The sequence below is a fragment of the Lysinibacillus sp. G01H genome, assembly GCF_028872195.1.
GTDB lineage: Bacteria > Bacillota > Bacilli > Bacillales_A > Planococcaceae > Lysinibacillus > Lysinibacillus capsici.
In genome coordinates this window covers 2,850,137-2,876,072 of sequence record NZ_CP118397.1, presented here as the reverse complement: position 1 = coordinate 2,876,072, position 25,936 = coordinate 2,850,137, and the positions used below count along the sequence as shown (strand labels likewise).

The following is a 25,936-nucleotide window of genomic DNA, read 5'->3' as shown; positions in this document are numbered from 1 at the left end:
GGTGGGAGTTTAGCGTTTTCTTATTTTAATACAAAATTTGCTGTTTTTATTAACAAAAATAGTGTATTCAGAAAAATATAGAAATAGCATTTACAAAACAAAAATATATGTGTTAACTTAAATAGTGTTAATGGTTAACTTAAAAGAGGGGGAGGTTAACAATGCAACATTTTTGGGTTGTCGGTACAGATACGGATGTTGGAAAAACGATTGTCACCACCATGTTGATGTATCATTTACAAAAACAAGGCTTGAAAGTTTCACCATACAAGCCTGTGCAAACAGGAGAGGTCTACGAAAACGGTCGTGGCTATTATCATGATACAGCCATGTATGAAAAGTATTCCTTACAAAAGCTTCAACAAGAGCACCTCAATAGCTATTCATTTAGAGAAGCTGCATCGCCACATTTTGCTGCGCAACTGGAGGGGCAGCAAATTGATGTCAATGAGCTAATATTGCGGATTCAATTATTACAAGCGTCCTATGATGTTGTGATATGTGAGGGAGCGGGTGGGCTTTTTGTTCCTTTTACTGCTCCCCATGGGAAGACGCTGCTTGATGTCATCGTCAGTAGCAAGCTGCCAGTAGTGCTTGTTACAAGGACATCCCTAGGGACGATCAATCACACATTATTAACAATAGAGGCATTGCGCGCTCGTCAAGTTGATGTTCTTGGCATAGTGTTTAACGGGGACACGGGCAGCAGTATGGAGCAAGATAATATACAAACGATTTTACAGTACCATTCCTTACCCTATGCGATTATTCCAAAGCTACAAAATTTGTCACAGTTAATGGATTTTGCTATGACGCACACCACACTGTTTGAAAGGCTTTTTAACTATGAAACAAGCATTAACTGATTTACAGCTAAGAGATTTACGTCATGTTTGGCATCCATGCTCACAAATGAAGGACTATGAAGCATTTCCACCCATCGTCATAAAAAAGGGACAAGGCGTGTGGCTTTATGACGAACATAATCAGCGTTATTTGGATGCTGTATCTTCTTGGTGGGTTAATTTATTTGGACATGCCAATCCGCGTATTAGCCAAGCTTTAAGTGAGCAAGCATTTACATTAGAGCATACGATCTTTGCTAATTTTACACATGAACCAGCCATACAGTTGGCTGAAAAATTAACAACACTCGCACCACAGGGATTACATAAAGTCTTTTTTGCCGATAATGGCTCATCTGCTATTGAAGTTGCATTGAAAATGAGCTTTCAATACCATATGCAGACAGGGAAACCAGCTAAAAAGCGCTTTCTCGCCTTGACGGATGCCTATCATGGAGAAACCATTGGTGCTTTATCCGTGGGAGGGGTAGGGCTTTACAATGAAGTTTACCAGCCTCTGTTATTAGATACTGTTCGTGCCAAAGGACCAGATTGCTTCCGCTGCCCATTTCAGGAAGATCCAGCAAGTTGTAATGCACCATGTAGTCAATTTGTCGAGGAACAACTTCAAGCTCATCATGAGGAAATTACGGCAGTTATTATTGAACCATTAATTCAGGCTGCAGCAGGTATGAAAATGTACCCGCCTGTCTATTTACAGCGCTTACGGGCATTGTGCTCACACTATGATGTGCACCTCATTGCAGATGAAATTGCAGTTGGTTTTGGTCGGACCGGTACATTGTTTGCCTGTGAACAGGCAGACATCATGCCAGATTTTATGTGTTTATCAAAGGGGCTAACAGGTGGTTATTTACCATTATCTGTTGTCTTAACGACGGAGCAAATCTATGACGCTTTTTATGATGATTACGGAACAATGAAGGCTTTTTTACATTCGCATAGCTATTCAGGCAATACATTGGCCTGTCGTGTGGCATTGGAAGTGTTAACGATGTTTCAAGAGGAACAAGTGATGGAGTTGATTCAGCACAAGGGACAATACATGCGAGCGTTAGCCATGGAAGCTTTTCGTGATATGCCCTATGTGGGTGAATACCGACAAGTTGGTTTAGTGGGAGCGATTGAACTAGTGAAGAACCGGTGGACAAAAGAAGCGTTCACCAATGAGGAGCGAATCGGCTATCAAATATATCAACGGGCTTTAACGAAAGGCTTACTCATCAGACCGCTCGGCAATGTTCTGTATTTTATGCCACCTTATATTATTTCTGAAGAGGAAATGTCCTTTATGATTCATACAACGAAAGAGACAATCGAACAATTTTTCAAGGAAAGGGGGGCTAAGATTGGGTAAGAGACATCAGACATTAGCGCTTGTCATGATTGCCATGTTCGCTGCTCTAACAGCAATCGGAACTTTTGTTAAAATTCCATTGCCTGTCGTACCGTTTACATTACAAATTGTTTTTGTATTTTTAGCAGGCTGTTTATTGGGTAGTCGGAATGGTTTTTATAGTCAACTTGTCTATATCGGCGTGGGCTTAGTAGGCTTACCTGTTTTTACACAGGGTGGTGGTATCACATATGTTTTACAGCCAACTTTTGGTTATCTGATTGGCTTTGCCCTAGCCGCCTATGTGATTGGGCTCATTATCGAAAGGATTGAGACGCCGACGAAAAAGCATTTTATTGCAGCAACAATTATTGGGCTAGTTATCATTTATGCTGTGGCTGTTCCGTATTTGTATGTAGCATTGAATTTTTGGTTAGACATGAAATCAAGCTGGTCACATGTGTTTGTTGTCGGCTTTTTAAGTAGTATTGTCGCTGATTTTTGCTTAGCTATTACATCAGCGCTATTAGCTGAGCGCTTGTATAAAGTATTTCAGTCTGCAAGAAATGTGAAATTTTCACACGTAGAGGGGGAGAATGTAATATGAATTATTACCAATTAGCACAAGAAGTAATTGCTGGGAAGATCATTAGCAATGAAGAGGCACTTGCCATATTAAATAGTGAGGATGATGAGCTATTACAGCTTATGGATGGTGCTTTTACGATTCGCCGTCATTATTATGGTAAAAAAGTTAAATTGAATATGATTATGAACGCCAAAAGCGGTTATTGCCCGGAGGATTGTGGCTATTGCTCCCAGTCCTCTAAATCAACGGCTCCTATTGAGAAATATCCATTTATTACAAAAGAGGAAATTTTAGCAGGTGCAAAACGAGCGTTTGACAATAAGATTGGGACGTATTGTATTGTAGCCAGTGGTCGTGGGCCAACACGTAAGGATGTCAATGTTGTGAGTGAGGCGGTTGCTGAAATAAAAGAAAAGTATGGCTTGAAGGTTTGTGCCTGTCTTGGCTTACTAAAAGAAGAACAGGCACAGCAACTAAAGGAAGCGGGGGTGGATCGTTACAATCATAATTTAAATACATCGGAACGTCATCATTCCTTCATCACGACCTCACATACATATGAGGATCGTGTCAATACGGTAGAGATCGTGAAAAAGCATGGAATTTCACCTTGCTCGGGTGCCATTATTGGGATGAAGGAAACAAAAGAGGATGTCGTCAATATTGCACGCGCCCTCCATCAATTGGACGCTGATTCTATTCCTGTAAACTTTTTAAATGCAATCGATGGCACAAAGCTAGAAGGGACAAAGGATTTAAATCCCCGCTATTGTTTAAAGGTTTTAGCTTTATTCCGCTATATCAATCCGACAAAGGAAATCCGTATTTCGGGTGGTCGTGAAATCAATTTAGGCTCACTTCAGCCACTCGGTCTCTATGCAGCTAATAGTATTTTTGTTGGGGATTATTTAACAACAGCTGGACAGGAAGCGAATAGCGATTATCGTATGCTGGAGGATTTGGGCTTCGAAATTGAATTAACACATAAGCAAGAAGAAGTATTTTGTTAAACTTATGACATGTAAATCTACTACTACAGCAAAAACCGTACAAAAGTACGGTTTTTTTGCTGTAGATGAAAAGAGACGGATAGCCGTGTAATGTAGTGGATAAAAATTGAAAAGAGAAGGAAAGACCTGACATCACTGGCTGTTTATATACCTATAAAATCAAGGTTTTCACAAATTGTTCAATGAAAGCGTTTTGAAATTGAACAGTTTGTGAAGACCTTCACATAAAGCTTTCTTTTTGAGAAAATCAGCGTAAAATAAGAATCAAGTAAGGAATTGTTATAAAACAGTTGATAAGTCGTATCACAAATTTTGGTGGTTGTTATATTACAAAAATATTGAGTGAAGGGAGCTTTTCACATGTGGGTTATTACAGTTTTTGATAAAAAGGACGTTCGAATTTTTGAGTATGCGAGCAAAAATGAGGCAACAGAAGCTTTAGCAAAATTCAAGAAAAATGCCGTTTTAACGTATACAAAATAAGTTGCTGATGAAGCAGCCCTCTATCGACAGAGGGCTGTTTTTTTAATGTACAACAATGGAAACAGCACTGTACATTAATAATAGTGCCATGATCATGTTAAACGGTTTTCGGTATTACTGTAGAATCTTTTGAAAAACGGAGCCACATAACGCCCAACTAAATGTACTGATTACACCTACTAGAGCTAAAAAGAAAGAGAAAAATAGATAGCTTATGTAGGATGAGTAGTAGGGTAGGATGTAAGTTGCGACAACAGTAAGACCAAATAAAATACCTTTTGGGTTAATAAATTGAACGAACGCTCCTAAAAAAAATAGGTTTCGTTTTTCTTCTTCGTTGTCGGGATCCTCTAATTCTTTGCTTGTTAAAATTTTATAAGCCAGGTACAACATATAGCCTACACCAAATATGGTTAAGGGTAATTCAATGGCAGGTAAAATGTTTAACATGACCGTGTTAAAAAAGCTACTTAAACCAATAATGATGAAAAAGCCAATCCCTACACCTAAACAGAATGGAATCGTTTTCGCTAAACCATATTGTTTAGCAAAAACCATCGCCATAAAATTATTAGGGCCAGGTGTAAAACTTGTAATGATGATAAATAATAAAAAGGAAAATACAGGCAAAATAATCACCTCTTTCAAGTTGTATGATATAATGCACGAAACAGACTGTATAACGTCGGTCTTTTTATTATACAAAACGTACGTTATATTGTACATACAAGGAGGGCTTTTGGATGGAAGAAATTCATCTAGTCTTTGCGAGGAATTTAAAGGCAATTCGAGAAAGGGAGAAATTCAGCTTAGAGAAGGTTTCTCAGCTTAGTGGCGTGAGTAAAACGATGATTGGTCAAATTGAGAGGGGAGAATCCAGTCCAACTTTGACAACGATTTGGAAAATTGCAAATGGATTAAAGGTTTCGTTTACAGAGCTTATTCATCCTCCCCAACCTGAGACGGAGGTTATTCGCGGTAAAGAGCTTCAAGTATTGAAGGAAGACCATGGCCGATATATGGTATATCCTCACTTTCCCTATCAAAAGGATAGTCGCTTTGAAATTTATACAATTGAAATCAAACAAAATGGAAGGTTAGATGCTGAGGCTCATCGAGAAGGAACGGAGGAATATATAACCGTTTTCGATGGGGAATTAATCATCCATATTCAGGGTCAGGATTATCGATTAACAAATGGTGATGCTATACGATTTAAGGCTGACCGTCCACACACATACAGCAATCCAGGTAGTACAGTAACACGACTTAGTATGACTATTTACTATCCACATTAAAAAACGTATAAACGCTTTTCACAGCGTTTATACGTTTTCGTTTTATAAAATACTAGCTAAACGTTTAATTCCCTCACGGATGACTTCAGGTGTTGCATTTGTATAGTTAAGGCGCATTGTATTCACATTCGTTTTTGATGTATAGAATGGATCGCCAGGCACGAAGGCTACCTTTTGTTCCATCGCTTTATTGAATACATCAAGGGCCGGTGTACCGTCCTTCATTGTTGCCCAAATGAACATGCCACCCTCAGGTCGTGTATATTCAACATGGGCAGGGAAAAACTCCTGCATCGCATCAAGCATCGCATCCGACTGATTTTTATATAAAGCAATAATTTTCTTTACATGTTCTGTATAATCATTACTTGCTAAGTAATCGTAGATAACATATTGTGAAAAAATATTAGTATGAAGATCAGACGCTTGCTTTGCTGTTTCAATATGCTGCAAAAGCTCTTTGTTTTTTGTGATAATAAAGCCGAGACGCATACCTGGTGTGACCGTTTTAGAGAAAGAACCTAGTAAAATACTATTTTCTAATTTACCAGCACCGATATATGGAAGTGGCTCCCCTTGGAAACGTAGCTCCCCGTATGGATCATCCTCAATTAAAGCAACATCGTATTTTGCTACTATTTCACAAATTTGCTCACGCTTTTCTTTCGAATATGTGAGTCCTGTTGGGTTTTGGAAGTTCGGCACCGTATAAATGAATTTTACATTTGGTTGTTGTAGGGCACGCTCTAGCTCTTCTAAGTTTAGGCCATCATTTTCTAGCGTAACACCATGGAAAGTTGGCTCTGTTAAAGTAAAGGCTTGGATAGCCCCTAGGTAACCTGGCTCTTCGATGATAATGCCATCGCCTTTATTGATAAGTACTTTACCAATAAGTTCAAGCGCTTGCTGTGAACCTGTAGTAATAAAAACATCGTCAGCATGTACATCAAGTCCATGGAGACGTTGATATTTCGCGGCAATATATTCGCGCAATGGTGCATAACCCTGTGTAGATGAATATTGGAATAATCGACTGCCATTTACTGTAATAGCATGATCTACGGATGCTCTCAATGCATCAATCGGGAAAGAAATAGGGTTTGGAAGCCCACCTGCAAAGGAAATAACGTCCTCTGCATCTGTCACTTTTAAAATATTTCGAATAAATGAGGATGGTGTTTTTAAGATTCTTTCAGAATATTGCATAATTATCGGTCCTTTTTTTCTGATTTTTTAAAAATTATATCATTGTCATCGTGTGCATACAATATTATCATTGTATGCAAGACAATTAAACTATTGTATGCAAATTAAGAGAAAGAAGGGCTAGTGAATGCCTATTAATTCATTTGACGAGTATCCAATGAGTTGGAAGCCGGATATTAGCAATATTTCTGCTCCGTTATATATAGCCATCGCACATCAGCTAGAACAAGATATCAAGGATGGAAAGCTAGTACCCGGTACAAAATTGCCACCCCAGCGTGAATTAGCTGATTTTTTAGATGTGAATTTGAGTACAATTACAAGAGCCTTTAAGCTTTGTGGCCAAAAAGGATTAATCTATGCCTCGATTGGCAGCGGTACATTCGTTTCAACAGATGCGGCTAGCAATAAAATGTTACTCCCAACCAACCATGCCACACCTATCATTGAAATGGGCTCTGTTTTACCAGATAATTTTGTTAATGATGATATTACACGCTTTATGAAGAAAATGATAAACGAACCTAGTTTTAGCATGCTATTTCAATATGGACGACCTGAGGGCAATGCATGGCAAAACGAAGCCGTGATGAAGCTACTCGAACTAGTAAATTTTCAAACAGATCAGCCAATTCTTCTAGGAGCAGGCGGACAAAATGCCATTGTAGGAACCCTTGCAGCTTTATTTCAGCCAGGCGACCGCATTGGTACAGATCCAATTACTTATGCAGGCATTAAAACAGCTGCAAATATGCTCGGTATCCAGCTTGTGGCTATCCAACAATGTCAGGGTGAAATGACAAAAGAAGGATTACTATATGCTTGTAAAAATGAGCATATCAAAGGAGTCTATGTGATCCCTGATTTTCATAACCCAACGACTCATACGATGTCAGTAGAAACAAGAAAAATGATTGCAGATGTGGCAAGACAGAAGGATTTGCTTGTGATCGAGGATGCTATCTATAGCTTTCTCAAGGAGCAACCACTTGCTCCGATTGCTTCTTATGCACCCGATAAGGTTATTTACATTGCTAGCCTATCTAAAACACTATCACCTGGTTTACGATTATCCTTCCTTGTGACACCGCCTGCGCTACGAAAAAAAATAGTGGAAACGCTCTATAATATCAACATTTCCGTTTCTCCTATCATGCTGGAGCTTGCAGCACGATTAATCCATGAAGGTGTTGCCCAAACGATATTAGAAAAACACCGAGCATATGCCAAGCAGCAAAATGCGCTTGTCGATCAGTATTTAGGGGATTATCACATATTAGGGGATGAGGAATGTATTTTTAGGTGGCTCCAATTGCCTGACAAATTTACGGGTGTTCAATTTGAATTGTTAGCTTCGAAAGCTGGTGTACAAGTCTATGCAGCGGAACGCTTTGCCGTAGGGAACACAAAGCCTGTCAATGCCGTTCGTTTAGCCATTGCAGCGCCAGAATCTCAACTTGAGCAAGCGTTAATTATTTTAAAGGACCTCCTTGAAAGTAATGGTGATTATGCATTTGTTGATTAGAGGTTATGGGGCGTATAATAAGGCTAAGAAAGAAACGAGGTGATGAACATGGCACATAAAGGGCGTGTTATTTTGCATGTGGATATGAACAGTTTCTATGCTTCTGTGGAGCAAGCACATGACCCAAGTTTAAGGGGGAAGCCTATCGCAATTGCAGGAAACCCAAAGGAGCGGCGTGGCATTTTAGTAACTTGTTCATATGAAGCAAGAGCGCTAGGCATTTATACAACGATGACTGTTCATGAAGCGAAGCGTAAATGTCCTGAGCTATTGTTATTACCTCCAGATTTTCAAAAGTATCGTCATGCATCTAAAGAAATGTTCACCATTCTTCGAAGCTATACACCATTAGTAGAGCCTGTTTCGATTGATGAGGGCTACTTGGATGTGACTGAGCTAAGCAAGGAACGGCATGCCTTAAGTATTGCCCAGGAAATACAAGCGCGCATTTTAGCTGAGCTGGATTTACCTTGTTCCATCGGTATTGCACCGAATAAATTTTTAGCGAAAACAGCCTCTGATATGAAGAAACCAATGGGGATTACCGTACTACGAATACGGGATATTGAACAGCAATTATGGCATCGTGAGGTTGTCAACATGCATGGGATTGGAGCAAGTACTGCTAAAAAATTAAATGCACAAGGCATCTTTACAATAGGTGATTTAGCTAAGACAGAAGAATTTAAAATGAAGCGAATTTTAGGGAAGAATGGGGTACGGCTTCGAGCAAGGGCCAATGGAGTGGATCAGCGCATGGTCGATCCTGAGGCAATCTTTGATACGAAAAGCGTTGGGAATTCAACAACATTACCAGAAGATGTAACAGATGTTCGTACACTTCATAAAACAATCGAAGGTCTATGTAAGAAAGTGGTGGAGCGTCTTGATGCCAAGCGCTTAGCAGGTTCCACTGTAAGCATTCAAATTCGTGACGCTGATTGGCATAATCATACGCGTTCGAAAACAATGTCCAATGTCCTGTATCGTTATGAAGAAATTTACGACATTGCTTGTACTTTATTTGATAAGCATTGGGATGAATCTCCTGTAAGATTACTTGGTGTAACGGTTTCCAATGTGGTGGATCGTAAAGATTATTCACAGCAATTATCGATATTTGATTTTCAAGAGCATGCGAAAGATGAACCGATTCTCAAGCTTGTCGATGAAATTGAGGGACGGTTTGGCAAGGGGATTATAAAACGTGGTGTAGATTTAGGAAAACGTTCCTCCTATCAATCACAAACGAGCTTTAGTAAAGATTTTTTAGATGACCATGAATGAGATAGAATGAAAGTAGGTGTATCTATGCAATACAAGGAGTATGGGGATGCTAACAATCCTTTCATGATGTTTATTCATGGAGGAGGCGTTGGAGGGTGGATGTGGGATCAGCAAGTTCACCATTTTTCCCATTATCACTGTGTTATACCTGAGCTAATGACACACAATCCATTTTCCATTGAACAAAGTGCGAAAGAGCTTCTTCTCCTTATTGAGAAAAACGCCAATGGGAAGCCTGTTATAGTAATTGGTTTCTCTTTAGGAGCGCAAATCGCTATTCAAATGCTAAGTCTACAGCCTAGTTTAATCGATTTTACGATCATCAATAGTGCGCTCGTGATACCCTCTCCTACAGTAGAAAGGATGCTTCAACCGTTTATTCGGCTGTCATTTCCGCTTATAAAAAATAAAACATTTGCGAAACTTCAAGCAAAAGCCCTGTACATTCAAGAAGATTATTTTGAGCGTTACTATCAAGAGAGTGCCACGATGAAAGTAGATACATTGATTCAAATTTTGCGAGAAAATATGTCGTTTTCCATCCCAGCTGACTTTAACAAAGCTCAGGGAAAGATCCTAATAACTGTGGGAGAAAAAGAGAAAAGCAACATGAGAAAATCCGCTAAAGCACTTGTGCGAAGTCATCCAAATAGCAAGGGTGTGTTATTGAAGAACATCGGTCACGGCGTCTCATTAGCCCAGCCTGCATTTTTTAATCGCTTTGTAGAGAATTGGATTAAGGATGGTCAATTACCTGAGGGGACAGTTATTCGGTAGGGAAACCCCATTACGAATCGTCATCCATAATGGAGTTGATGTATGGATCATTGAAAATAGTGAGGATATAAATCTTTATGCTGCAATATCCATTCCTTCATCTCTATCATCATTTCCTCGTAGCTAGGGACAATAAATGAAAAGTCATTTCTTGTATTTATTAATGTTTTATTGACATGGACAAGGTGATGAGGAAGAATTTTTATACTGTTGTTAAGAAAGTGCTTATTAAATAGATGCAGTAGATCGTGTTTAGAAATATTTGTCGTATTGACGAGATGATAGAGTCCTGTTAAATCTTGTTGTGCAGCACGTTCAATGGCTTTAGCCAAAGTAAGTGTTGTCACTCCCGTCCAAATAGCACCCGAATAGCCATAGACGGGACTTTTTTGTTGCATAAACCAATTGAAGAGTCCGATGCCATCCTTTTTCAAATCAGGACCAATTATAGAATTACGAAATGTTAGGTGCTTGTCGTTATTCACTTCCCCTATACCTTTGGTGCGGTCATAAATGGTTTCCCCGTCTAGTACACTATTTTCATAGTAGGGAGCACTTTTGCCTGAAAATACGCAGTCGGTACTTAGATGAATAAGCTTTGTGTGACGATTTTCAAGAAGAGATACAATGGCATGCGGTAAATAGCTATTCAGTAAAACACTTTGGGCAGGATGAGCCTCACAAGCATTGTTTAAAACACCAATACAATTAATGACGACATCTACCTCATTGTCTAGTAGTAGCGACCTTAAGAAATGGGAGTCTGTCACATCACCTGTTCGATTATTGCCATAGGGAAAAGGGGTGCGAGAGTATGTTGTTACATCATGCCCTTGTTCGCATAAATAGATCGCAATGGTATGACCAGCCATGCCTGTAGCACCGAGCACTAAAAATTTCATGGTTTTCCTCCTGTCCAATGAAGGAGCTCTTCTTGTATAAGAGGCAATGTTAATAGCTTTACTTTAATGTCAGCCACACTTAATTGTGGGGTATTGTTCGAGTTATATTCATCCGTTAATGTAATTTTTGGAGAGCCCTCATCGAGATATTTTCCATAATTTAAATCCCGATTATCCGCTGGGATTCGATAGAAATGGCCCATATCAATAGCTTTTGCCGCTTCTTCCTTCGTACATAATACTTCATACATTTTTTCTCCGTGCCGTGTTCCGATAATTTGCATGGCGTTGTTCGCTTGAAAGATCTCAAGTAAAGCCTGTGCTAAATTTTCTATTGTGGCAGCAGGTGATTTTTGCACCATAATATCCCCGTTTTGAGCATGTTTGAATGCGTACAGTACCAATTCTACCGCCTCCTCAAGGCTCATCATAAAACGTGTCATATGAGGGTCCGTAATCGTTAAAGGTTTCCCAGCCTTTATTTGTTCAATAAATAATGGGATAACAGAGCCTCGTGAAGCCATGACATTGCCGTATCTAGTGCCACAAATTAGGGTATGGTGAGGATCAACCATTCGTGACTTCGCAATAAACGTTTTTTCCATCATTGCCTTGGATATACCCATCGCATTGACGGGGTACGCGGCCTTATCTGTTGAAAGGCAAATGACTTTCTTAACACCAGCTTGAATGGCAGCTGTTAGTACGTGATCCGTTCCTAAAATATTGGTTTTCACAGCTTCTAAGGGAAAAAATTCGCAGGAGGGAACTTGCTTGAGAGCGGCGGCATGAAATACATAGTCAACATTATACATCGCATTGTGAATGCTTTGGATATCGCGGACATCTCCGATATAAAATTTGATTTTAGTATGCTGATAGTGTTTCCGCATATCATCTTGCTTTTTTTCATCCCTTGAAAAAATCCGAATTTCCTTGATATCCGTATTTAAGAATCGCTTCAATACAGCGTTCCCGAAAGAGCCCGTGCCTCCAGTAATCAATAATATTTTATCTGTAAACATTGTATAGTTCGTTACACCTCCTGCATGCTATTATTTTAATCCTCTTTGATGTAGGTCACATTCAGAGTTCTCTCTAGGGTAGTTGTACCAATAAGCAAATTCGTTAGTATATTTACTTGTCGGATTTTTATCCATCAGGGCGCAATTAAAATCCCAATCTCCTGCAATATCTTTGCGTATCGTAAATTTCGCATCTCCAATTAAACTTCTCCTGATGATCTTAAATTGCCCAGGTAAGGAATAGCGGTTGGATTCATCTTTAATAAAAGCAAAGCCATTCTTAATAATCATGTTGTAATAGTAAATATCAAATGTGCCATCCACTTGTGCAAGTACATTGCGAATAGCAGGTAAATAGTGGTCATCACTATCGATGATGGCTATATAATCTCCTGTCGCTTCTGCAATGCATCGATTGTAGGCAACACTTGCACCTAAATTCGTTGGGTGCACGATGATTTTTAAAGCCGCACAGTTTTTCTGATAATCCTGTAAAATAGCTAGCGTATTGTCTGTAGAGCCATCATCCACCACGATAATTTCATAGGCATATTCTTTAGGAATACTATCAAGCATCGTTACGATCCATTCTTCGCTATTAAATGCAGGTGATAAAAAACTAATCTTCATCTGATCCCTCCATTTCTATGTTCATTAGTAGAGTTGTTCTATGTGACTGAGTAGATCCTTTAATACAATATGCGTAGACGTAGTGCTACTGTAGGCAATTGCTTATTTTAGGGTGTTTTTAAGAGAGTCGTTTTTAGATAGAATTTTTATGTTTACTAGAGATATGGCATAAGAAAGGCGAAAATTTACTAACATAAGCACGTTTAGCAAGAGAGTTCATAAACTAGCAAGAGCGCTTTTTTTAGAAAGAGGGATACGATGACAAAAAGGATAGCATTTATTTGTAGCGTGGAATCTTACAAACTTTCGGATGCCCATATTTTCAAAGATTTGTGTCTAGTGCCTATTTTACTGGGGGAACATTTAGGCTATGAGGTCACTATTGTCACGACAGAAATGAATGAAGCTCTTCTTCAACAAGTCTTTCCCACTGTGAAATTTGAGTCTGTAGCATTTGAAGATGATTATGTGGCGAATATGAATGCCTATTTAGCCCAGCATGCAAGGGACATCGACATTGCCTTTGCTATTGGACCCTATCCATCCTATTTAGCTATTTTGAAAACCTATAAGCACTTTAATCCACATGGCAAAATTTATATGAAATTAGATGTTAATCGATTCTGGCTAAATCGTTTAAAAACCTATCCCTATTTTTTAGAGTTGTTACAGCTTTGTGATCTCCTTACCTCTGAATGTATATCTATTCAAACAGTAATCAAAGACTTTTCACAATTAGATGTTAAACATATACCCAATGGTTTTTATGAACATTTTCCCACAGAGCCAGTGCCGTTTCACGAGAAAGAAAATAGAATTCTAACAGTTGGGAGATTGGATGCACCAGAGAAGCAAACAATTTTGACAGTCAAGGCATTTCTCGCAGCACAACTGCCAGATTGGGAGCTTCGTTTAGTAGGGTCGATGTCAGTCTCATTTCAAGAAGAGCTGAGACTATTACTAGATAATCATCCGCTTGCCGCTCAAGTGACGATAGTAGGACCTATTTTTGATAAGGTAAAGCTAGAGGAGGAGTATCGCAAGGCTAAAATTTTTTGCTTAACGTCTTTAGTCGAATGCTATGCCCATGTGTTTGCGGAGGCAGCTAAAAATGGTTGCTATATCGTGACAACAGATGTGGATGGTGCTGCTGATATTACACAACAACAGCGTTTTGGTACAATCCATCCTACACATGATTGGGAGGCAATAGGTCGGACATTGCAACAAGTTGCAGCACAGGAACCATTGTTGGCAGATACTTGTGTCCAGCTTCAAGCATTTGCCAGCAAGGAATTAAATTGGAGGCAGATCGTCAAGAAGGTTGCCAATTATTTAGGTGAATAAAAGTGAATCTTTTCTGGATTGAGAGGAGTATTCTTTTCTTTATACCAGTATTTCCTATATAATAAAAGCTAGTTTTATAAAGCTAGACAATCATGGGTAGACACAAGGGGAGACTAGAATGGAAATACTACAAGCAACAATGAATGAACTAGAGGACTTATCAAAACTGTTTGATGAATATCGTCAATTTTATGGAATTGAGTCAGATATAAGCAGTGCCAAGGCATTTTTACAATTACGATTAGCCTTGAAAGAATCTGTCATTTTTATCGCGCTGGTGGATGACAAGATGATTGGATTTACACAATTATATCCAACATTTTCGTCCATTGCTTTACAGCGTGCCTATATTTTAAATGATATTTATGTAACAGAAGATGCTAGAGGCCTAGGGGTGGGCAAGGCATTGATGGAAAAGGTATTTCATTATTGTGAGCAACAATCTGCTCGCTATGTCACGTTACAAACGGCGGCTGATAATGTAAATGCCCGCAAGCTTTATGAAAAGCTACAAATGAAACAAGATGAATATTGTAATTATGTTAAATATTTTATGTAAGCTGAACTGGCGAGCGTTTCACCGTTGGATGAAAATGCTTCTTTCATATCCTAAAAATCCCTTAGATCGTTAGGATCTAAGGGATTTTGTTTGATTTCTTCTATTTTATTTCAAGTGTATAAGGTTGTGTGCTAGCTTTGCCATCAAACTCACTTACTTCAATATAATATTTACCCGCATCCAGCTCCACAGTACCAACCTCGGCGTCTCCAACTCCGTAAAGATCGAATGTTTTGACGGTTTTTCCATTTGCATCTAATACTCGAATAACACCATCCAACGCCTTTTCTGTTTGAAGCGAGAAGAAGACTTCGCGTTTCTGGTCGTTATTCCATTCAAAATAGTCTTTATCGCCAAATGGTATACCTGCATTTAAATATTGCGTTGCAACCCATTTCTCATCCTTTTTCACAAGAACAGATGGCTTGCTAGGTACTCCATTTACTAATTTTGAATCCTTATCTTCATCTACAAGCTTATGATCAAACAATGTTAATGAATAGGGCTGAATCGATACTTGGCCAAGTCCCATGCTGTTGACTAGAATAAAATAACCTCGATCCTTCTTCGCCTTAAACGATGTATTTACATCGTTTGTACCCATCATTCCAAGTAACATTTCAAGAATATTATCACCTAGTCCAAATGGAATTTCTGTTTCCATTTCTTTGGCATCAATCTTCATATTGCCGTTCGTATCTTCGATGATAGCTCCTGCAAATTTTAAGTCTTTTTGTAGTTCCTTAGGTAGCTGAGCTAATTGTTCATTTGTAAAGGGAACCGAAGAAAGAAGCAGACTCATGACCTCGTCATTTCCTTGTTGCTTATAGTAGTAATAATCTACATCATCTTGATAAATCAGGTGGTCTTTATAAGTAGTACCTGGTTGAATTTTTAGCGCTTTTGCTTCCTCATGATTGTTTGGATTGTACTCTGCTGGAATATCGCCTATTTTCTTTGTTTTCAATGTATAAGGCTCAGCAGATCGTTCTCCAGCATTGACAACTGCTACCACGTAGGTTTTGTCCTTTTTCAATGGAATAACCTTTGCATCGTCCTCGTTGCCAACTGAACCAAGTAGTAGCGCCAGTATGCCAAGATCGTTTGTTAAGGAAGAAACGGGAATTAATTCCTTTGTTTTTTCATCATATTCAAATACTGTACCTGCAGGCATTTGATTCATGCCTTTCATAAAGCTGAAGCTATAAAGAGCGTCTTCCTTCGCTTTGAATAAGAAATAATCCTCGTCATAATCTGTTTGGAAATAAGCTTTTTGATCCTCGCCTATTTCAAAGCGGATTGCCTGTTTAATGATAGGGTCAACATTTTCTAGATTGCCTGAAGCTGTAGGATTCATTAACATGCTCATCAAGCTGTCAATTTCATTACGTTTTTTTATGTTGTTTTCTGTAAGTGGTAATTGGCCCTCAGGGATATTTTCTTCGATCATGGCTTCATCTACAGGTAGACCATCCTCATCAGGTGGGAGGGAAACTACTTCACCTTTTAATGTGTAAGGGATCATTGATTCACTGATCGTTTCTTCTTTTTCGATGCCGCCACTAAAGAACATCTCCATAGAAAACTCGCTATTACTTTCATTAGATACACTTAAAACGTACTCTTGATCTGGAACAGCATCGATAATCATACGAACCGGTTCACCTTTTGCAGTACCATAAGCGGTCTGCATTGGATAGGCTTCTTCTTCTTCACCTTCCTCATTTTCAGCTTGATCGATTTCTTCTGGTGGCACAGGATTAAAGTCATCTTTCAGATAAAGCTCCATAGAGGCAGTGACACCTGGAATTCCCGATAGATCAAATTGTAACGTCGTCGGTTTTTTGACTGAGAACGTGAAGTAATCTTGATCTTGTTGTTGATCTTTTGACAGTAATGTATAGTTTTTACCTGCTGTACTATATGGGAACTTTTTAATAGGCTCCATCGTAGACTTGTCTACTGTATCAATTGGTAAGTCCTTCGTCGTTTGTGCTGTGAAAATGTAAGTAGATTTGCCTTTTAAACTATAGCTTCCATTATGATCTTTGACACCAATGACAAGCGTTCCCTTTTGATCTGCTTTAAATAGATAACCTTCTTTTTTTCCTACGCGAACATCGTTGACATGGATAGGCTCTACATCACCAATCCCGCTATTTGGGTAGAAATATAAATCAAAGGCATAGTCGTATTTGTCAGCGCCTTTTAATGTCAATTGAGCATATTCATTTTCTTCAAGATCGACTTTATACCATTTCTTTTCGTCTTGCTGTTCAAAAGTACCTTGTTCTGTATTTAGCTTATTTTTAGTAAGGACCTTGGCGTTTTGAATGCGATCTTCCTTTGTCTCTGAATAATGCTTTGGTAATTTATTTAAATCAAATTGTAATGCTTCTACAGGGTCAACTAATCCGTGACCATAAGTAAGATCATAACCTTTCTCGCCCAAATCTTGTGCTGTCATTTCTAAAATCGCTTCTATTTGATGCGGTTTTAAAGATGGGTTTTTTGATTTAAGAAGAGAGGCGATACCTGCCACGACAGGAGAGGCCATGGATGTTCCACTAAACTTGACAAAAGAAGATCCTTTCTTCGCATCATGAACGGTACTATAAATGTCTTCACCTGGTGCAACAATATCAACAGACGGGCCGTAATTGGAGTAGCTTGATAGTTTGTTGCGTTCATTTGTTGAACCAACACTAATGACACCTTCGAAAGAAGCGGGGAAGGAATATTCATCTGTCGATTCATTTCCTGCGGCTGCCACAATTGTAATACCACTATCAATCGCTTTCTGAACGGCTTCCTTCATCAGGGGAGATTCACCATAGCCTCCTAAACTCATATTAATAACGTCAACGCCCTGCTCAATTGCATAAAGAATACCCTGTGCAATAATGAAATCATTAGCACCTTCTTTGCCGTTAAATACATCAATTGGCAGTAACTTTGCTTTCGGATTAACCCCGTGCCCACCTACGCCATTATCTTTTGCTGCGGCGATAATACCTGCCACATGTGTTCCGTGATCGCCTGAATAAGTAGTATCGGCAGGTGCTGCTGCATTATAGGGTGGGAGTACTTGTGACTTTAGATCGGGGTGTTTAAAATCTACACCAGAATCAATGACAGCAACTGTGACATCATGGTTGCCTGCTAATTCTAGTGCCTTATCCATTTGCAGTAGGTTTAAATGATACATCTCTTGTTTCTTAGGATCAGCTTCATTATTGAAAGAATGATAGACGTAGCTAGGAGACACACTAGATATCCCGTTTTGCTTTAAATAGTAAGAGACGGCTTTTTCGATTGATACGCCTTTATTTAGTTGTACAACATCATAACCTAATGAAGGAATGGAGCGGATGACCTTGGAGCCAATTTTTTTATGTACGTTTTTATCAAGACCTGAATGCTTGATAACAATTGTATCCTTACTCATCCATTTTTCTTCATTCTTCTCTGTTTGTTTTGCACTGTTTGCCAGCATGTTTTTCGCTTTATGCTGTGGTGCCTCAGCAAAGGCAGAAGCAGCAGGAACCATGAGTGCAGCGGATGCTACAACAGCGACTGATTTTTTATACCAACTTTTCAATTGTTATCTCTCCTTGGTGTTATAAATTAAGTCTCGACTATATTAATACGGACAAAGATTAGAAAAGTTTCGTAATGGAGGAAAATTTTTCTTTGCTATTTTAATTTTTGGTAGGTATAACGAAAAAACGGACAGCTAAACACGGCTTGTTTTTCGTATACCTAGCATTGTTAAAAGCTTTAAATCTGTTCTATTAATTGTTGTAACTCCTGCTTGGAACGAGGGATTTTGATATTTTCCTGCAATAGCTTCTTTTTTTGCAAAGCTATGACCATTTCAAAAATCCATGGACGTTCAAGATGCGCGCGATGTAACAATTCGTCTTCATAAAACAAGGTGATTGGATCACCGTTGTAAATGATTTTTCCAGCCTCCATAACAATGATTAGATCGGCCCATTCATAAGCGAGAGGTATGTCATGGGTTGCTAGTAAAATGGTTCTCTCACCATCCTCTAATTTGGCTAAGTATTGTAATACTTGTGTAGCATAATAATTATCAAGACCTGCTGTTGGTTCGTCTAACAAAAGGACAGAGGGCTCCATCGCTAAAACACCTGCCATTGCTACACGTTTTTTCTGACCTACGCTTAAAAAATGAATGGGTTTATCAAGCAAATCTTCCACTTCGGTTTGCGCAACGGCCCAAGCTATTTTTTCTTCCGTTTTTTCAGTAGACCAGCCGAGATTTAATGGGCCAAATGCTATATCTTGCTTGACGGTCCCTGAAAAAAGCTGATGATCTGCATTCTGAAAAACAATGCCGACTTTTTGGCGTAGGGTCTTTAAAGCTTTTCGATTATATTCCAGACCGTGGCCTTCGAATAAAATCGACCCAGCTGTAGGTTTTAAAATACCATTAAGATGCTGAAATAAGGTTGATTTTCCCGCGCCATTATGCCCGAGTATGGCGATTTTTTTACCTTTTGGAATGTTTAATGTAATATCTGATAACGCCTTCGTACCATCCGCATAGGCATAAGATAATTGGTTGAGTTTAAAATAAAACGTTGTCATGTGAAATACCCTCCGTATACGATGAGGACTAGTAAAATTGCTGCCATGCCTAGCCAATTTTTCTTGCTATAAGAGCCCATATCTTGCCAGTAGACAGCCTCGCCTCCACGTGATTGCATGGCGTTGTTGAGCTCCCGGCTACGTTGAAACATTTCCACAAATAATGCCATAATAAGCATGGAGACAGAGCGTAGCCATTGCATCGGTGAATGATAGCCGAGACGTGCTTGCTGGGCGAGATGTATATTTTGCATACTTTCTAAAAACATAAAAATAAAACGATAGGTTAGTTCGACGAGCTCCACTAATAAAGAGGGGAGTCGCCATTGTCGTAGCACATAACATATTCCTTGTACGGAAGTAGTTAGAATTAAAAAGTATAAACAACTAATGCTGCCAAGGACAATAAAGAACAGCTGTTGCGCTGATAACACACTTGCGTTCCCAATAAAAACAGTCCAATTCCTCCATGTAAACGACCAAATATGGGCAGGGAGTGTATTCGTTGATGATGTAAAAGAAAGTAAAATAGATACAAGACTTGTTAATAAGAAAAAGCCAGGTAGCAATAATAGTTTGCCATAGTATGTAAGCGGAATTTTGGCACCTAAAATGATAAAAGCACTCATTACAAAAAATGTAATGAGTGAAAGTCGTTCATCTCTCATGATGAGCGTTATGAGAAGTAATCCAAGTGAAAATATCATTTTTTCTAGCGGATGAACGGCCGCTAGCTTATTCAGATAGGCATACTTATCAATGAGTAACATAATGGTTAACCTTCTTTGTGTTTGCCACGCATATAGCCGATGAAGTAGCCAATAAAGCCAGCACCTATAGCTGCCTGTAGCACGAATAATAAGCTTTCGATTTCACCACTTGGTGGCTCCCATAGACTTTCAAACCATGGCTCATATTCCGCATTGATTTCACCAATAGCTGCTTCTGCTTCTCCATCAGCACCACCAAATTCAGCACCTTTTTGTATGAACAAGGGAATGATGGCTAATAACACAACAATTGCTAATAACAATAAATTTTTTTTCATCTGTTAATGTGCCTCCTTTGTTGAGAAAACACGTAAAGTTTTTAGTTCGCTAATATTGTATTTTTTTAAGAAATTCATCACTATGACCGTTAAAATTCCTTCACTCACTGCTAAAGGAATTTGAGTTAAGGCAAAAATACCTGCAAACTTTGTAAAGGATGCCATAAAGCCTCCAACCTCTGAAGGAAAGGCTAGTGCTAGTTGTACAGAAGTCACAATGTATGTACCTAAATCACCAAGCATAGCTGCAAAGAATACGGCTAGTGAAAATGACAAGCCTACTTTTTGAGCACCTTTAAAGACAAAGTAAGCAATAAAAGGACCAACAATAGCCATAGAAAAGGCATTAGCCCCTAAAGTTGTAATTCCTCCATGAGCTAATAATAAAGATTGAAATAATAAAACGATTGTTCCAATTACACTCATTGCTAGAGGGCCAAAGAGTACTGTCCCAAGTCCTACACCAGTTGGGTGAGAGCAGCTACCTGTAACAGAAGGGATTTTTAAGGCGGATAGCACAAAGGCAAAGGCTCCTGAAAGCCCCAAAAGCATTTTTGTTTCAGGATTTTCATCAACGGTTTTTCGAATAGAACGCAATCCTAGAATGATAAATGGAATAGAGATGACCCACCAAAAAATAGCCCATTCGATTGGTAAAAAACCTTCCATGATATGCATGGCAAAGGCACGTTTTGGCACGATTAAAAAGGCCAGTAAAAAATAACTAAGTTTCCACCATGAAAATTTCAAAAAGCTTTCCTCCTAACTAATTAGTAGATTTTTAGAAGATTGCGTGCGTAATTAAAAAAAGCACTTCTCCACTGGTGGAAAAGTGCATAGCTAAAAAAGCAAATAACATTCTCATCTGCTAAGCCGCACACCTATCCTCGTAGGCTGAAACGATCACTTATTTTTCGGCAGGTCTCCTGGCTCTAGTTCAATGCTTTATAGGTCTTCCCATCCGTTGGACAGTGACATATTCTATAAAGCTCCCTATTACAGTGGCGGGACCGCGCCGGACTCAAACCGGCTTCCCTTTTAAGCAAAATGACAAGCACTTTGCACCGAAAAACATTCAAATTGTGAGATTTCACGACAAAGTGTAACATGAATTTCCATAAATATGCTATACCTTTTATAAATTTTTATAATTAAAGGTCAATGGCGAATATTCTGATAACGATTTATGGGCAAATTATATAGATTGTATAAATTTCATACCTAGTTCCATTCAAAATTGATAAATTTGTCATAAATTTTTAAAGAAATATTGAAATTTTAAAAAAATAAGATATGATAAAGACAGTTTTCTATTTAAAATTCTAATAAAAATTTCATATAAAACGTCAATAAGTGCTCGAATAGCTCGAGATAATAGGGAAATTGGTGAAAATCCAATACAGCCCCCGCTACTGTAATAGCTGATGAAATCGCAAAGCCACTGGTGCAAACTTGGGAAGGTGCGATAGTAAAATGAAGCTTAAGTCAGGAAACCTGCTTATTTGATTGTGCATGCAAACTTTTCGGAGGGAGAAGTTGAAGCGAAAGCGAGTACCTGTATTTCATGCTATTCGTTTTTATTTGGCTTCTACAAAACCTTTACTCTTCGTTATAGAGTAAAGGTTTTTCTTTTTCCAAAAAGCAAATGAGGGGAGACAGAAGATGACAACTTGGAATTTAGAGGGGATGAAAACACATCTCTTTATTTGCAATGGCAGTAGCTGCATGAAAAAGGATGGGGAGGAAATTACCTTAGCCATTCGAGATGAGATACAGCGGCAAGCACTCGATCAAGAAATACATACGACAAGAACGCGCTGTAATGGACGATGCAAGGATGCTTGTGTGGTAATTGCCTACCCCCAAGGAAACTGGTATCGTGTGCCATCAACAGAGCATGCTAGAACACTAGTACAAGATTTATATCATGAATCCTTATACAACGAACATGTCTTTACACTTCATGAAGGTACATTACAGCGTACTGCTCAAACAACTGCCATTAAAGGGATCGAAAAGGTGAAAGAGGGGTAACAACATGGCGCAAAAAGGAAAAATTTTCGTAGTAGGCTTTGGACCTGGAGATTTTAAGCATATTACGACACGTGCAGTAGAGGCATTACAACAAAGTGATATGATTATAGGCTACAAAACCTATGTAGAGCTGATTCAAGATTTAGTAAGTGCAAAATCGATTGTTAGTACAGGCATGACAGAAGAAGTGTCGCGTGCACAGGAAGCCGTTCGTCAAGCAGAAGCAGGGAGCATCGTCTCGGTGATTTCGAGTGGTGATGCAGGCGTCTATGGTATGGCGGGATTAGTATATGAGGTGTTAATTGAGCTAGGCTGGACAGAAGCAACAGGAATTGAAGTAGAAATTGTTCCTGGGATTTCTGCGATTAATTCATGCGCTAGCATACTTGGTGCACCCATTATGCACGATGCTTGTACAATCAGCTTGAGTGACCATCTAACACCTTGGAATTTAATTGCAAAGCGTGTCGAGGCAGCTGCAATGGCAGACTTTGTCATTGCTTTATACAATCCTAAAAGTGGTCGTCGAACAAGACAAATTGTCGAGGCTCAGCGAATTCTCTTAGAATATCGTTCGCCAGACACACCAGTAGGGCTGGTGAAAAGTGCCTATCGAGAACGTCAAGAAGTGACCATGACAACACTAGCAGAAATGCTAGAACATGATATTGGTATGCTGACAACAGTTATTATCGGGAATTCATCAACATTTTTCTATGACAATAAGATGATCACGCCACGCGGTTACCAACGTAAATATACCCTAGGTGAAGAAAAACAGCCATTACGTCCTCATCAACGTTTACGCGAAGAAAATGAACCTTGGGCAATGAACCAAGAGACAGGAACAGCGCGAAATGACTTTACGGCTGACCCTAATGCGGGACGATTTAACAAACCCAGTATAGCCGCTACGTCAAAGCCGAAAAAAACAGCTCTTGAAATGGCTACAGCGGCACTCGCAATGGTAAAAGGGACAAGCGCAGTCAAAGTAACACCGAAGCTTGTACAGCAAAAAATAGAATCTATATTTGAACTAGCAGTAAGCCCTGGAGTAGCCAATAAATTTTTTACTCCCCAGCAAATGATGACGTTAGCAGAGGTTGTTGGGGAGGAGGGGACGATGGAATACACACCAGATCATCAAATTCATTTGAAAATACCAACGACTGCCCCTGAACAGATCACAGAGAAATTACAGGAAGTAGGATTTTTATTAACCCCGATTGGTGATGTGCTATCACTGAAGGCTTGTGATTTTTGCTACGGTGAAAAGGCTGATTCGATACCATATGCAGAGGAATTACAAGAAAAACTAGGCGGTATGTCCTTACCGAAGACATTAAATATCGGCTTTAATGGCTGTGGTATGGCATGTTATCGGGCTGTATTTGATGATATTGGCATCGTCTACCGCAAAAGTAAATTTGATGTCTTTATTGGAGCAAAACCAGTCGGTCGTACGGCTCACGCAGCACAGCCTGTTGTAGAAGGGCTGGAGCCCGAGCAGCTGATTCCACTCATTACAGATATTATTGAAGAATATAAAGCAAATGCTCATCCAAATGAACGCTTATTTAAATATTTTAAACGTGTGAAAAAGATACTGCATTTTACGTATCAAGATATGTCTTCCAAAATAAAAGTAGAGCCGGCTCCGTGCGGCGACTAGTAAGGAGTAGAGAGATGAAAGCTATTTTATTTGTCGGCCATGGGAGCCGTTTAGCAGCAGGAAATGATGAGGTTCGTACATTTATCGAACAAATGACACCGCGTATTGATGAACAATTTTTAGTGGAAACTTGTTTCCTTGAATTTGCTTCACCGAACATCGAAGAAGGTATTACAAACTGTGTGAAAAAGGGAGCTACAGAGGTGCATGTAATACCAATCATTTTACTACATGCAGGCCATTCAAAACTGCATATTCCAGCGGAAATCGAGCATGCGCGTGAGCATTATCCAACGATTACCTTCACATATGGTCAAACAATTGGTATCCATGATGAAATCTTTGCCATTTTACAAGATCGCCTAGCTGAAATTGGCTTTAATTCAGAACAAGAGCAGGAAGAAACAGCGATTTTATTGATTGCACGAGGTGGCAGTGATCCATCTGCTAATGGTGATTTTTATAAGATCACACGACTTCTATGGGAAAAACTACCTGTAAAATACGTAGAAAGTGCTTTTATGGGTGTCACAGATCCACGAGTTGAAGAAGGAATTGAACGTTGTGTCAAACTAGGTGCAAAAAAAATCATCATGTTACCATACTTTTTATTCACAGGCATTTTGATGGAACGCATGCATTGTATGTGTGAGAAGTTTACTGAACTTTATCCAGATTGTGATATACAAATTGCTAACTATTTTGGCTACCATGAGCGTTTACAAAATGTTTTATTAGAGCGTATTGAACAGGCAATCAACGGTACATCAACAGGTATGCAAGATCTAGAAGATTATCGTGCCTATGCGGCAGTACATGGACATGCACATCATCATCACCATCATGATCACGATCATGGACATGCGCATCACGATCATGCGCATCATCACGATCACCATCATGACCATCACGATCATGACCATGACCATCATCATGAAGAGGAGCCGGTAAAATGATTTTCATGTTAGCAGGGACAAGTGATGCAAGGGATCTAGCCCTAGCATTACAACGTGCAGGTTATGCAGTAACCGCTACGGTCGTCACTGAATCGGCAGCCTCTAGTCTTGCTGACGTTGGCCTGCCACATTTAATCGGTAGACTGACCGCTGAGGAAATGGCGACCATCATGACCGAGCAGGGCTATCGATTGGTGGTAGATGCTTCTCATCCATTTGCGGAGGAAGCCTCTAAAAATGCGATGGCAGCGGCAGAGCAGGCAAAGATTCCTTATATTCGCTATGAAAGAGCTCATGAACATTATGCCCATCCTTTGATTACTGTTGTAAAGGATTATGAGGAGGCAGCTCAGCTAGCTGCAGAAAAACGCGGTGTCATTATGCTAACGACAGGAAGTAAAACACTCGCTACATTTACGAAGGTTTTACAGGGCTTAGAAAACACAAGAGTAATCGCTCGTATGCTTCCACGACTGGATAATATGGAAAAGTGTGAGGCACTTGGCGTGGCGCAGCGAGATATTGTGGCTATTCAAGGTCCGTTTTCAAAGGAATTAAATGAAGCTCTATTTCGTCAATACGGAGTGACGTTGATGATTACCAAAGAAAGCGGTAAAGTGGGCTCAGTTGATGAGAAGCTAGAGGCAGCTCTCGCATGCCAGATTGAAACGATTCTTATTGCACGACCAAATATACAATACGGCCAACAATATTCAACATTTGAAGAAGTATTACAGGCTGTTGAACATACAATTTAGGAGGCATTTTC

The 25,936-nt window shown here is 39.3% G+C and carries 24 protein-coding genes, 1 pseudogene and 2 riboswitches; of the genes and pseudogenes, 15 read left to right on the top strand and 10 right to left on the bottom strand.

The window, feature by feature from the left end:
* Positions 1–161: 161 nt before the first annotated feature.
* The 5 genes from bioD (at position 162) to PSR12_RS14645 (ending at position 4,284) form a co-directional block, all read left to right on the top strand.
* Positions 162–866: a dethiobiotin synthase gene (bioD, locus tag PSR12_RS14665; protein WP_274769526.1), complete on the top strand. Its 705-nt coding sequence runs from the start codon at positions 162–164 to the stop codon at positions 864–866.
* A complete protein-coding gene (bioA, locus tag PSR12_RS14660) occupies positions 847–2,223 on the top strand; it encodes an adenosylmethionine--8-amino-7-oxononanoate transaminase (protein ID WP_274769524.1) in 1,377 nt (458 codons plus the stop codon). Before bioD ends, bioA begins: the two co-directional genes overlap by 20 nt.
* Positions 2,216–2,809: a biotin transporter BioY gene (locus PSR12_RS14655; protein WP_274769522.1), complete on the top strand. Its 594-nt coding sequence runs from the start codon at positions 2,216–2,218 to the stop codon at positions 2,807–2,809. The genes bioA and PSR12_RS14655 overlap by 8 nt, the downstream gene beginning before the upstream one ends.
* A complete protein-coding gene (bioB, locus tag PSR12_RS14650) occupies positions 2,806–3,801 on the top strand; it encodes a biotin synthase BioB (RefSeq protein ID WP_048392330.1) in 996 nt (331 codons plus the stop codon). Before PSR12_RS14655 ends, bioB begins: the two co-directional genes overlap by 4 nt.
* A 360-nt stretch (positions 3,802–4,161) precedes the next feature.
* Complete coding sequence (locus tag PSR12_RS14645) at positions 4,162–4,284, top strand: hypothetical protein (RefSeq protein WP_004231260.1); 123 nt, start codon at positions 4,162–4,164, stop codon at positions 4,282–4,284.
* 42 nt (positions 4,285–4,326) lie between these two features.
* On the opposite strand, the pseudogene PSR12_RS14640 reads toward PSR12_RS14645, so the two are convergent.
* Positions 4,327–4,914, bottom strand: a pseudogene (locus PSR12_RS14640) (LysE family transporter).
* 113 nt (positions 4,915–5,027) lie between these two features.
* Between PSR12_RS14640 and PSR12_RS14635 the strand changes: the two are divergent.
* On the top strand, positions 5,028–5,582 hold the full coding sequence (locus PSR12_RS14635; RefSeq protein ID WP_274769518.1) for a helix-turn-helix domain-containing protein: 555 nt from the start codon (positions 5,028–5,030) through the stop codon (positions 5,580–5,582).
* 42 nt (positions 5,583–5,624) lie between these two features.
* Here PSR12_RS14635 and PSR12_RS14630 read toward each other — a convergent pair whose 3' ends face one another.
* Positions 5,625–6,788 (bottom strand): aminotransferase-like domain-containing protein, encoded by a 1,164-nt coding sequence (locus tag PSR12_RS14630; RefSeq protein WP_004231267.1) that lies wholly within the window; start codon positions 6,786–6,788, stop codon positions 5,625–5,627.
* A gap of 127 nt (positions 6,789–6,915) precedes the next feature.
* On the opposite strand from PSR12_RS14630, the gene PSR12_RS14625 reads away from it, so the two are divergent.
* From PSR12_RS14625 to PSR12_RS14615, 3 genes are read left to right on the top strand one after another with little or no spacing between them, the layout of a single operon-like run.
* Complete coding sequence (locus tag PSR12_RS14625) at positions 6,916–8,313, top strand: aminotransferase-like domain-containing protein (protein WP_221680199.1); 1,398 nt, start codon at positions 6,916–6,918, stop codon at positions 8,311–8,313.
* Between the two features lie 48 nt (positions 8,314–8,361).
* The gene (locus PSR12_RS14620; protein ID WP_274769516.1) at positions 8,362–9,600 is read left to right on the top strand and encodes a DNA polymerase IV; all 1,239 of its coding nucleotides are present in this window, start codon (positions 8,362–8,364) and stop codon (positions 9,598–9,600) included.
* 24 nt (positions 9,601–9,624) lie between these two features.
* Positions 9,625–10,377 carry an alpha/beta fold hydrolase gene (locus PSR12_RS14615; RefSeq protein WP_221680200.1) on the top strand — a complete coding sequence of 251 codons (753 nt, stop codon included), beginning with the start codon at positions 9,625–9,627 and terminating at the stop codon, positions 10,375–10,377.
* A 47-nt stretch (positions 10,378–10,424) separates the two neighbouring features.
* Here PSR12_RS14615 and PSR12_RS14610 read toward each other — a convergent pair whose 3' ends face one another.
* Genes PSR12_RS14610 through PSR12_RS14600 form a run of 3 tightly spaced genes read right to left on the bottom strand, consistent with a single transcriptional unit; the run spans position 10,425 to position 12,934 of the window.
* On the bottom strand, positions 10,425–11,279 hold the full coding sequence (locus PSR12_RS14610; protein WP_221680201.1) for an SDR family oxidoreductase: 855 nt from the start codon (positions 11,277–11,279) through the stop codon (positions 10,425–10,427).
* Entirely contained in the window at positions 11,276–12,304 is a 1,029-nt protein-coding gene (locus PSR12_RS14605) for a polysaccharide biosynthesis protein (RefSeq protein WP_221680202.1), read from the bottom strand. Before PSR12_RS14605 ends, PSR12_RS14610 begins: the two co-directional genes overlap by 4 nt.
* Positions 12,305–12,334: 30 nt before the next feature.
* On the bottom strand, positions 12,335–12,934 hold the full coding sequence (locus tag PSR12_RS14600; RefSeq protein ID WP_016993848.1) for a glycosyltransferase family 2 protein: 600 nt from the start codon (positions 12,932–12,934) through the stop codon (positions 12,335–12,337).
* Between the two features lie 258 nt (positions 12,935–13,192).
* Between PSR12_RS14600 and PSR12_RS14595 the strand changes: the two genes are divergently transcribed.
* Entirely contained in the window at positions 13,193–14,281 is a 1,089-nt protein-coding gene (locus PSR12_RS14595; RefSeq protein ID WP_274769511.1) for a glycosyltransferase family 4 protein, read from the top strand.
* A gap of 118 nt (positions 14,282–14,399) precedes the next feature.
* Positions 14,400–14,840 (top strand): GNAT family N-acetyltransferase, encoded by a 441-nt coding sequence (locus tag PSR12_RS14590; protein ID WP_221680205.1) that lies wholly within the window; start codon positions 14,400–14,402, stop codon positions 14,838–14,840.
* A gap of 100 nt (positions 14,841–14,940) precedes the next feature.
* On the opposite strand, the gene PSR12_RS14585 is transcribed toward PSR12_RS14590, so the two are convergent.
* The 5 genes from PSR12_RS14585 to PSR12_RS14565 form a co-directional block, all read right to left on the bottom strand.
* A complete protein-coding gene (locus tag PSR12_RS14585) occupies positions 14,941–18,441 on the bottom strand; it encodes a S8 family serine peptidase (protein WP_274769508.1) in 3,501 nt (1,166 codons plus the stop codon).
* 179 nt (positions 18,442–18,620) lie between these two features.
* Positions 18,621–19,457, bottom strand: a complete 837-nt coding sequence (locus tag PSR12_RS14580; RefSeq protein WP_274769506.1) for an energy-coupling factor ABC transporter ATP-binding protein — start codon at positions 19,455–19,457, stop codon at positions 18,621–18,623.
* The gene (cbiQ, locus tag PSR12_RS14575) at positions 19,454–20,227 is read right to left on the bottom strand and encodes a cobalt ECF transporter T component CbiQ (RefSeq protein WP_274769504.1); all 774 of its coding nucleotides are present in this window, start codon (positions 20,225–20,227) and stop codon (positions 19,454–19,456) included. Before cbiQ ends, PSR12_RS14580 begins: the two co-directional genes overlap by 4 nt.
* Positions 20,228–20,232: 5 nt before the next feature.
* Positions 20,233–20,505 carry an energy-coupling factor ABC transporter substrate-binding protein gene (locus tag PSR12_RS14570; protein WP_009370241.1) on the bottom strand — a complete coding sequence of 91 codons (273 nt, stop codon included), beginning with the start codon at positions 20,503–20,505 and terminating at the stop codon, positions 20,233–20,235.
* A gap of 3 nt (positions 20,506–20,508) precedes the next feature.
* A complete protein-coding gene (locus tag PSR12_RS14565) occupies positions 20,509–21,255 on the bottom strand; it encodes an energy-coupling factor ABC transporter permease (RefSeq protein ID WP_004231293.1) in 747 nt (248 codons plus the stop codon).
* Positions 21,256–21,404: 149 nt separating this feature from the next.
* Positions 21,405–21,589, bottom strand: a riboswitch (cobalamin riboswitch).
* A 250-nt stretch (positions 21,590–21,839) separates the two neighbouring features.
* Positions 21,840–22,021: riboswitch (cobalamin riboswitch) on the top strand.
* A gap of 146 nt (positions 22,022–22,167) precedes the next feature.
* Between PSR12_RS14565 and PSR12_RS14560 the strand changes: the two genes are divergently transcribed.
* From PSR12_RS14560 to cobK, 4 genes are read left to right on the top strand one after another with little or no spacing between them, the layout of a single operon-like run.
* Positions 22,168–22,539 (top strand): (2Fe-2S) ferredoxin domain-containing protein, encoded by a 372-nt coding sequence (locus tag PSR12_RS14560; protein ID WP_274769501.1) that lies wholly within the window; start codon positions 22,168–22,170, stop codon positions 22,537–22,539.
* Positions 22,540–22,543: 4 nt separating this feature from the next.
* Positions 22,544–24,211 carry a precorrin-3B C(17)-methyltransferase gene (cobJ, locus tag PSR12_RS14555; RefSeq protein WP_221680210.1) on the top strand — a complete coding sequence of 556 codons (1,668 nt, stop codon included), beginning with the start codon at positions 22,544–22,546 and terminating at the stop codon, positions 24,209–24,211.
* A gap of 14 nt (positions 24,212–24,225) precedes the next feature.
* The gene (locus tag PSR12_RS14550; protein ID WP_274769499.1) at positions 24,226–25,167 is read left to right on the top strand and encodes a sirohydrochlorin chelatase; all 942 of its coding nucleotides are present in this window, start codon (positions 24,226–24,228) and stop codon (positions 25,165–25,167) included.
* On the top strand, positions 25,164–25,925 hold the full coding sequence (gene cobK, locus PSR12_RS14545) for a precorrin-6A reductase (RefSeq protein WP_221680212.1): 762 nt from the start codon (positions 25,164–25,166) through the stop codon (positions 25,923–25,925). The genes PSR12_RS14550 and cobK overlap by 4 nt, the downstream gene beginning before the upstream one ends.
* Positions 25,926–25,936 lie beyond the last annotated feature (11 nt).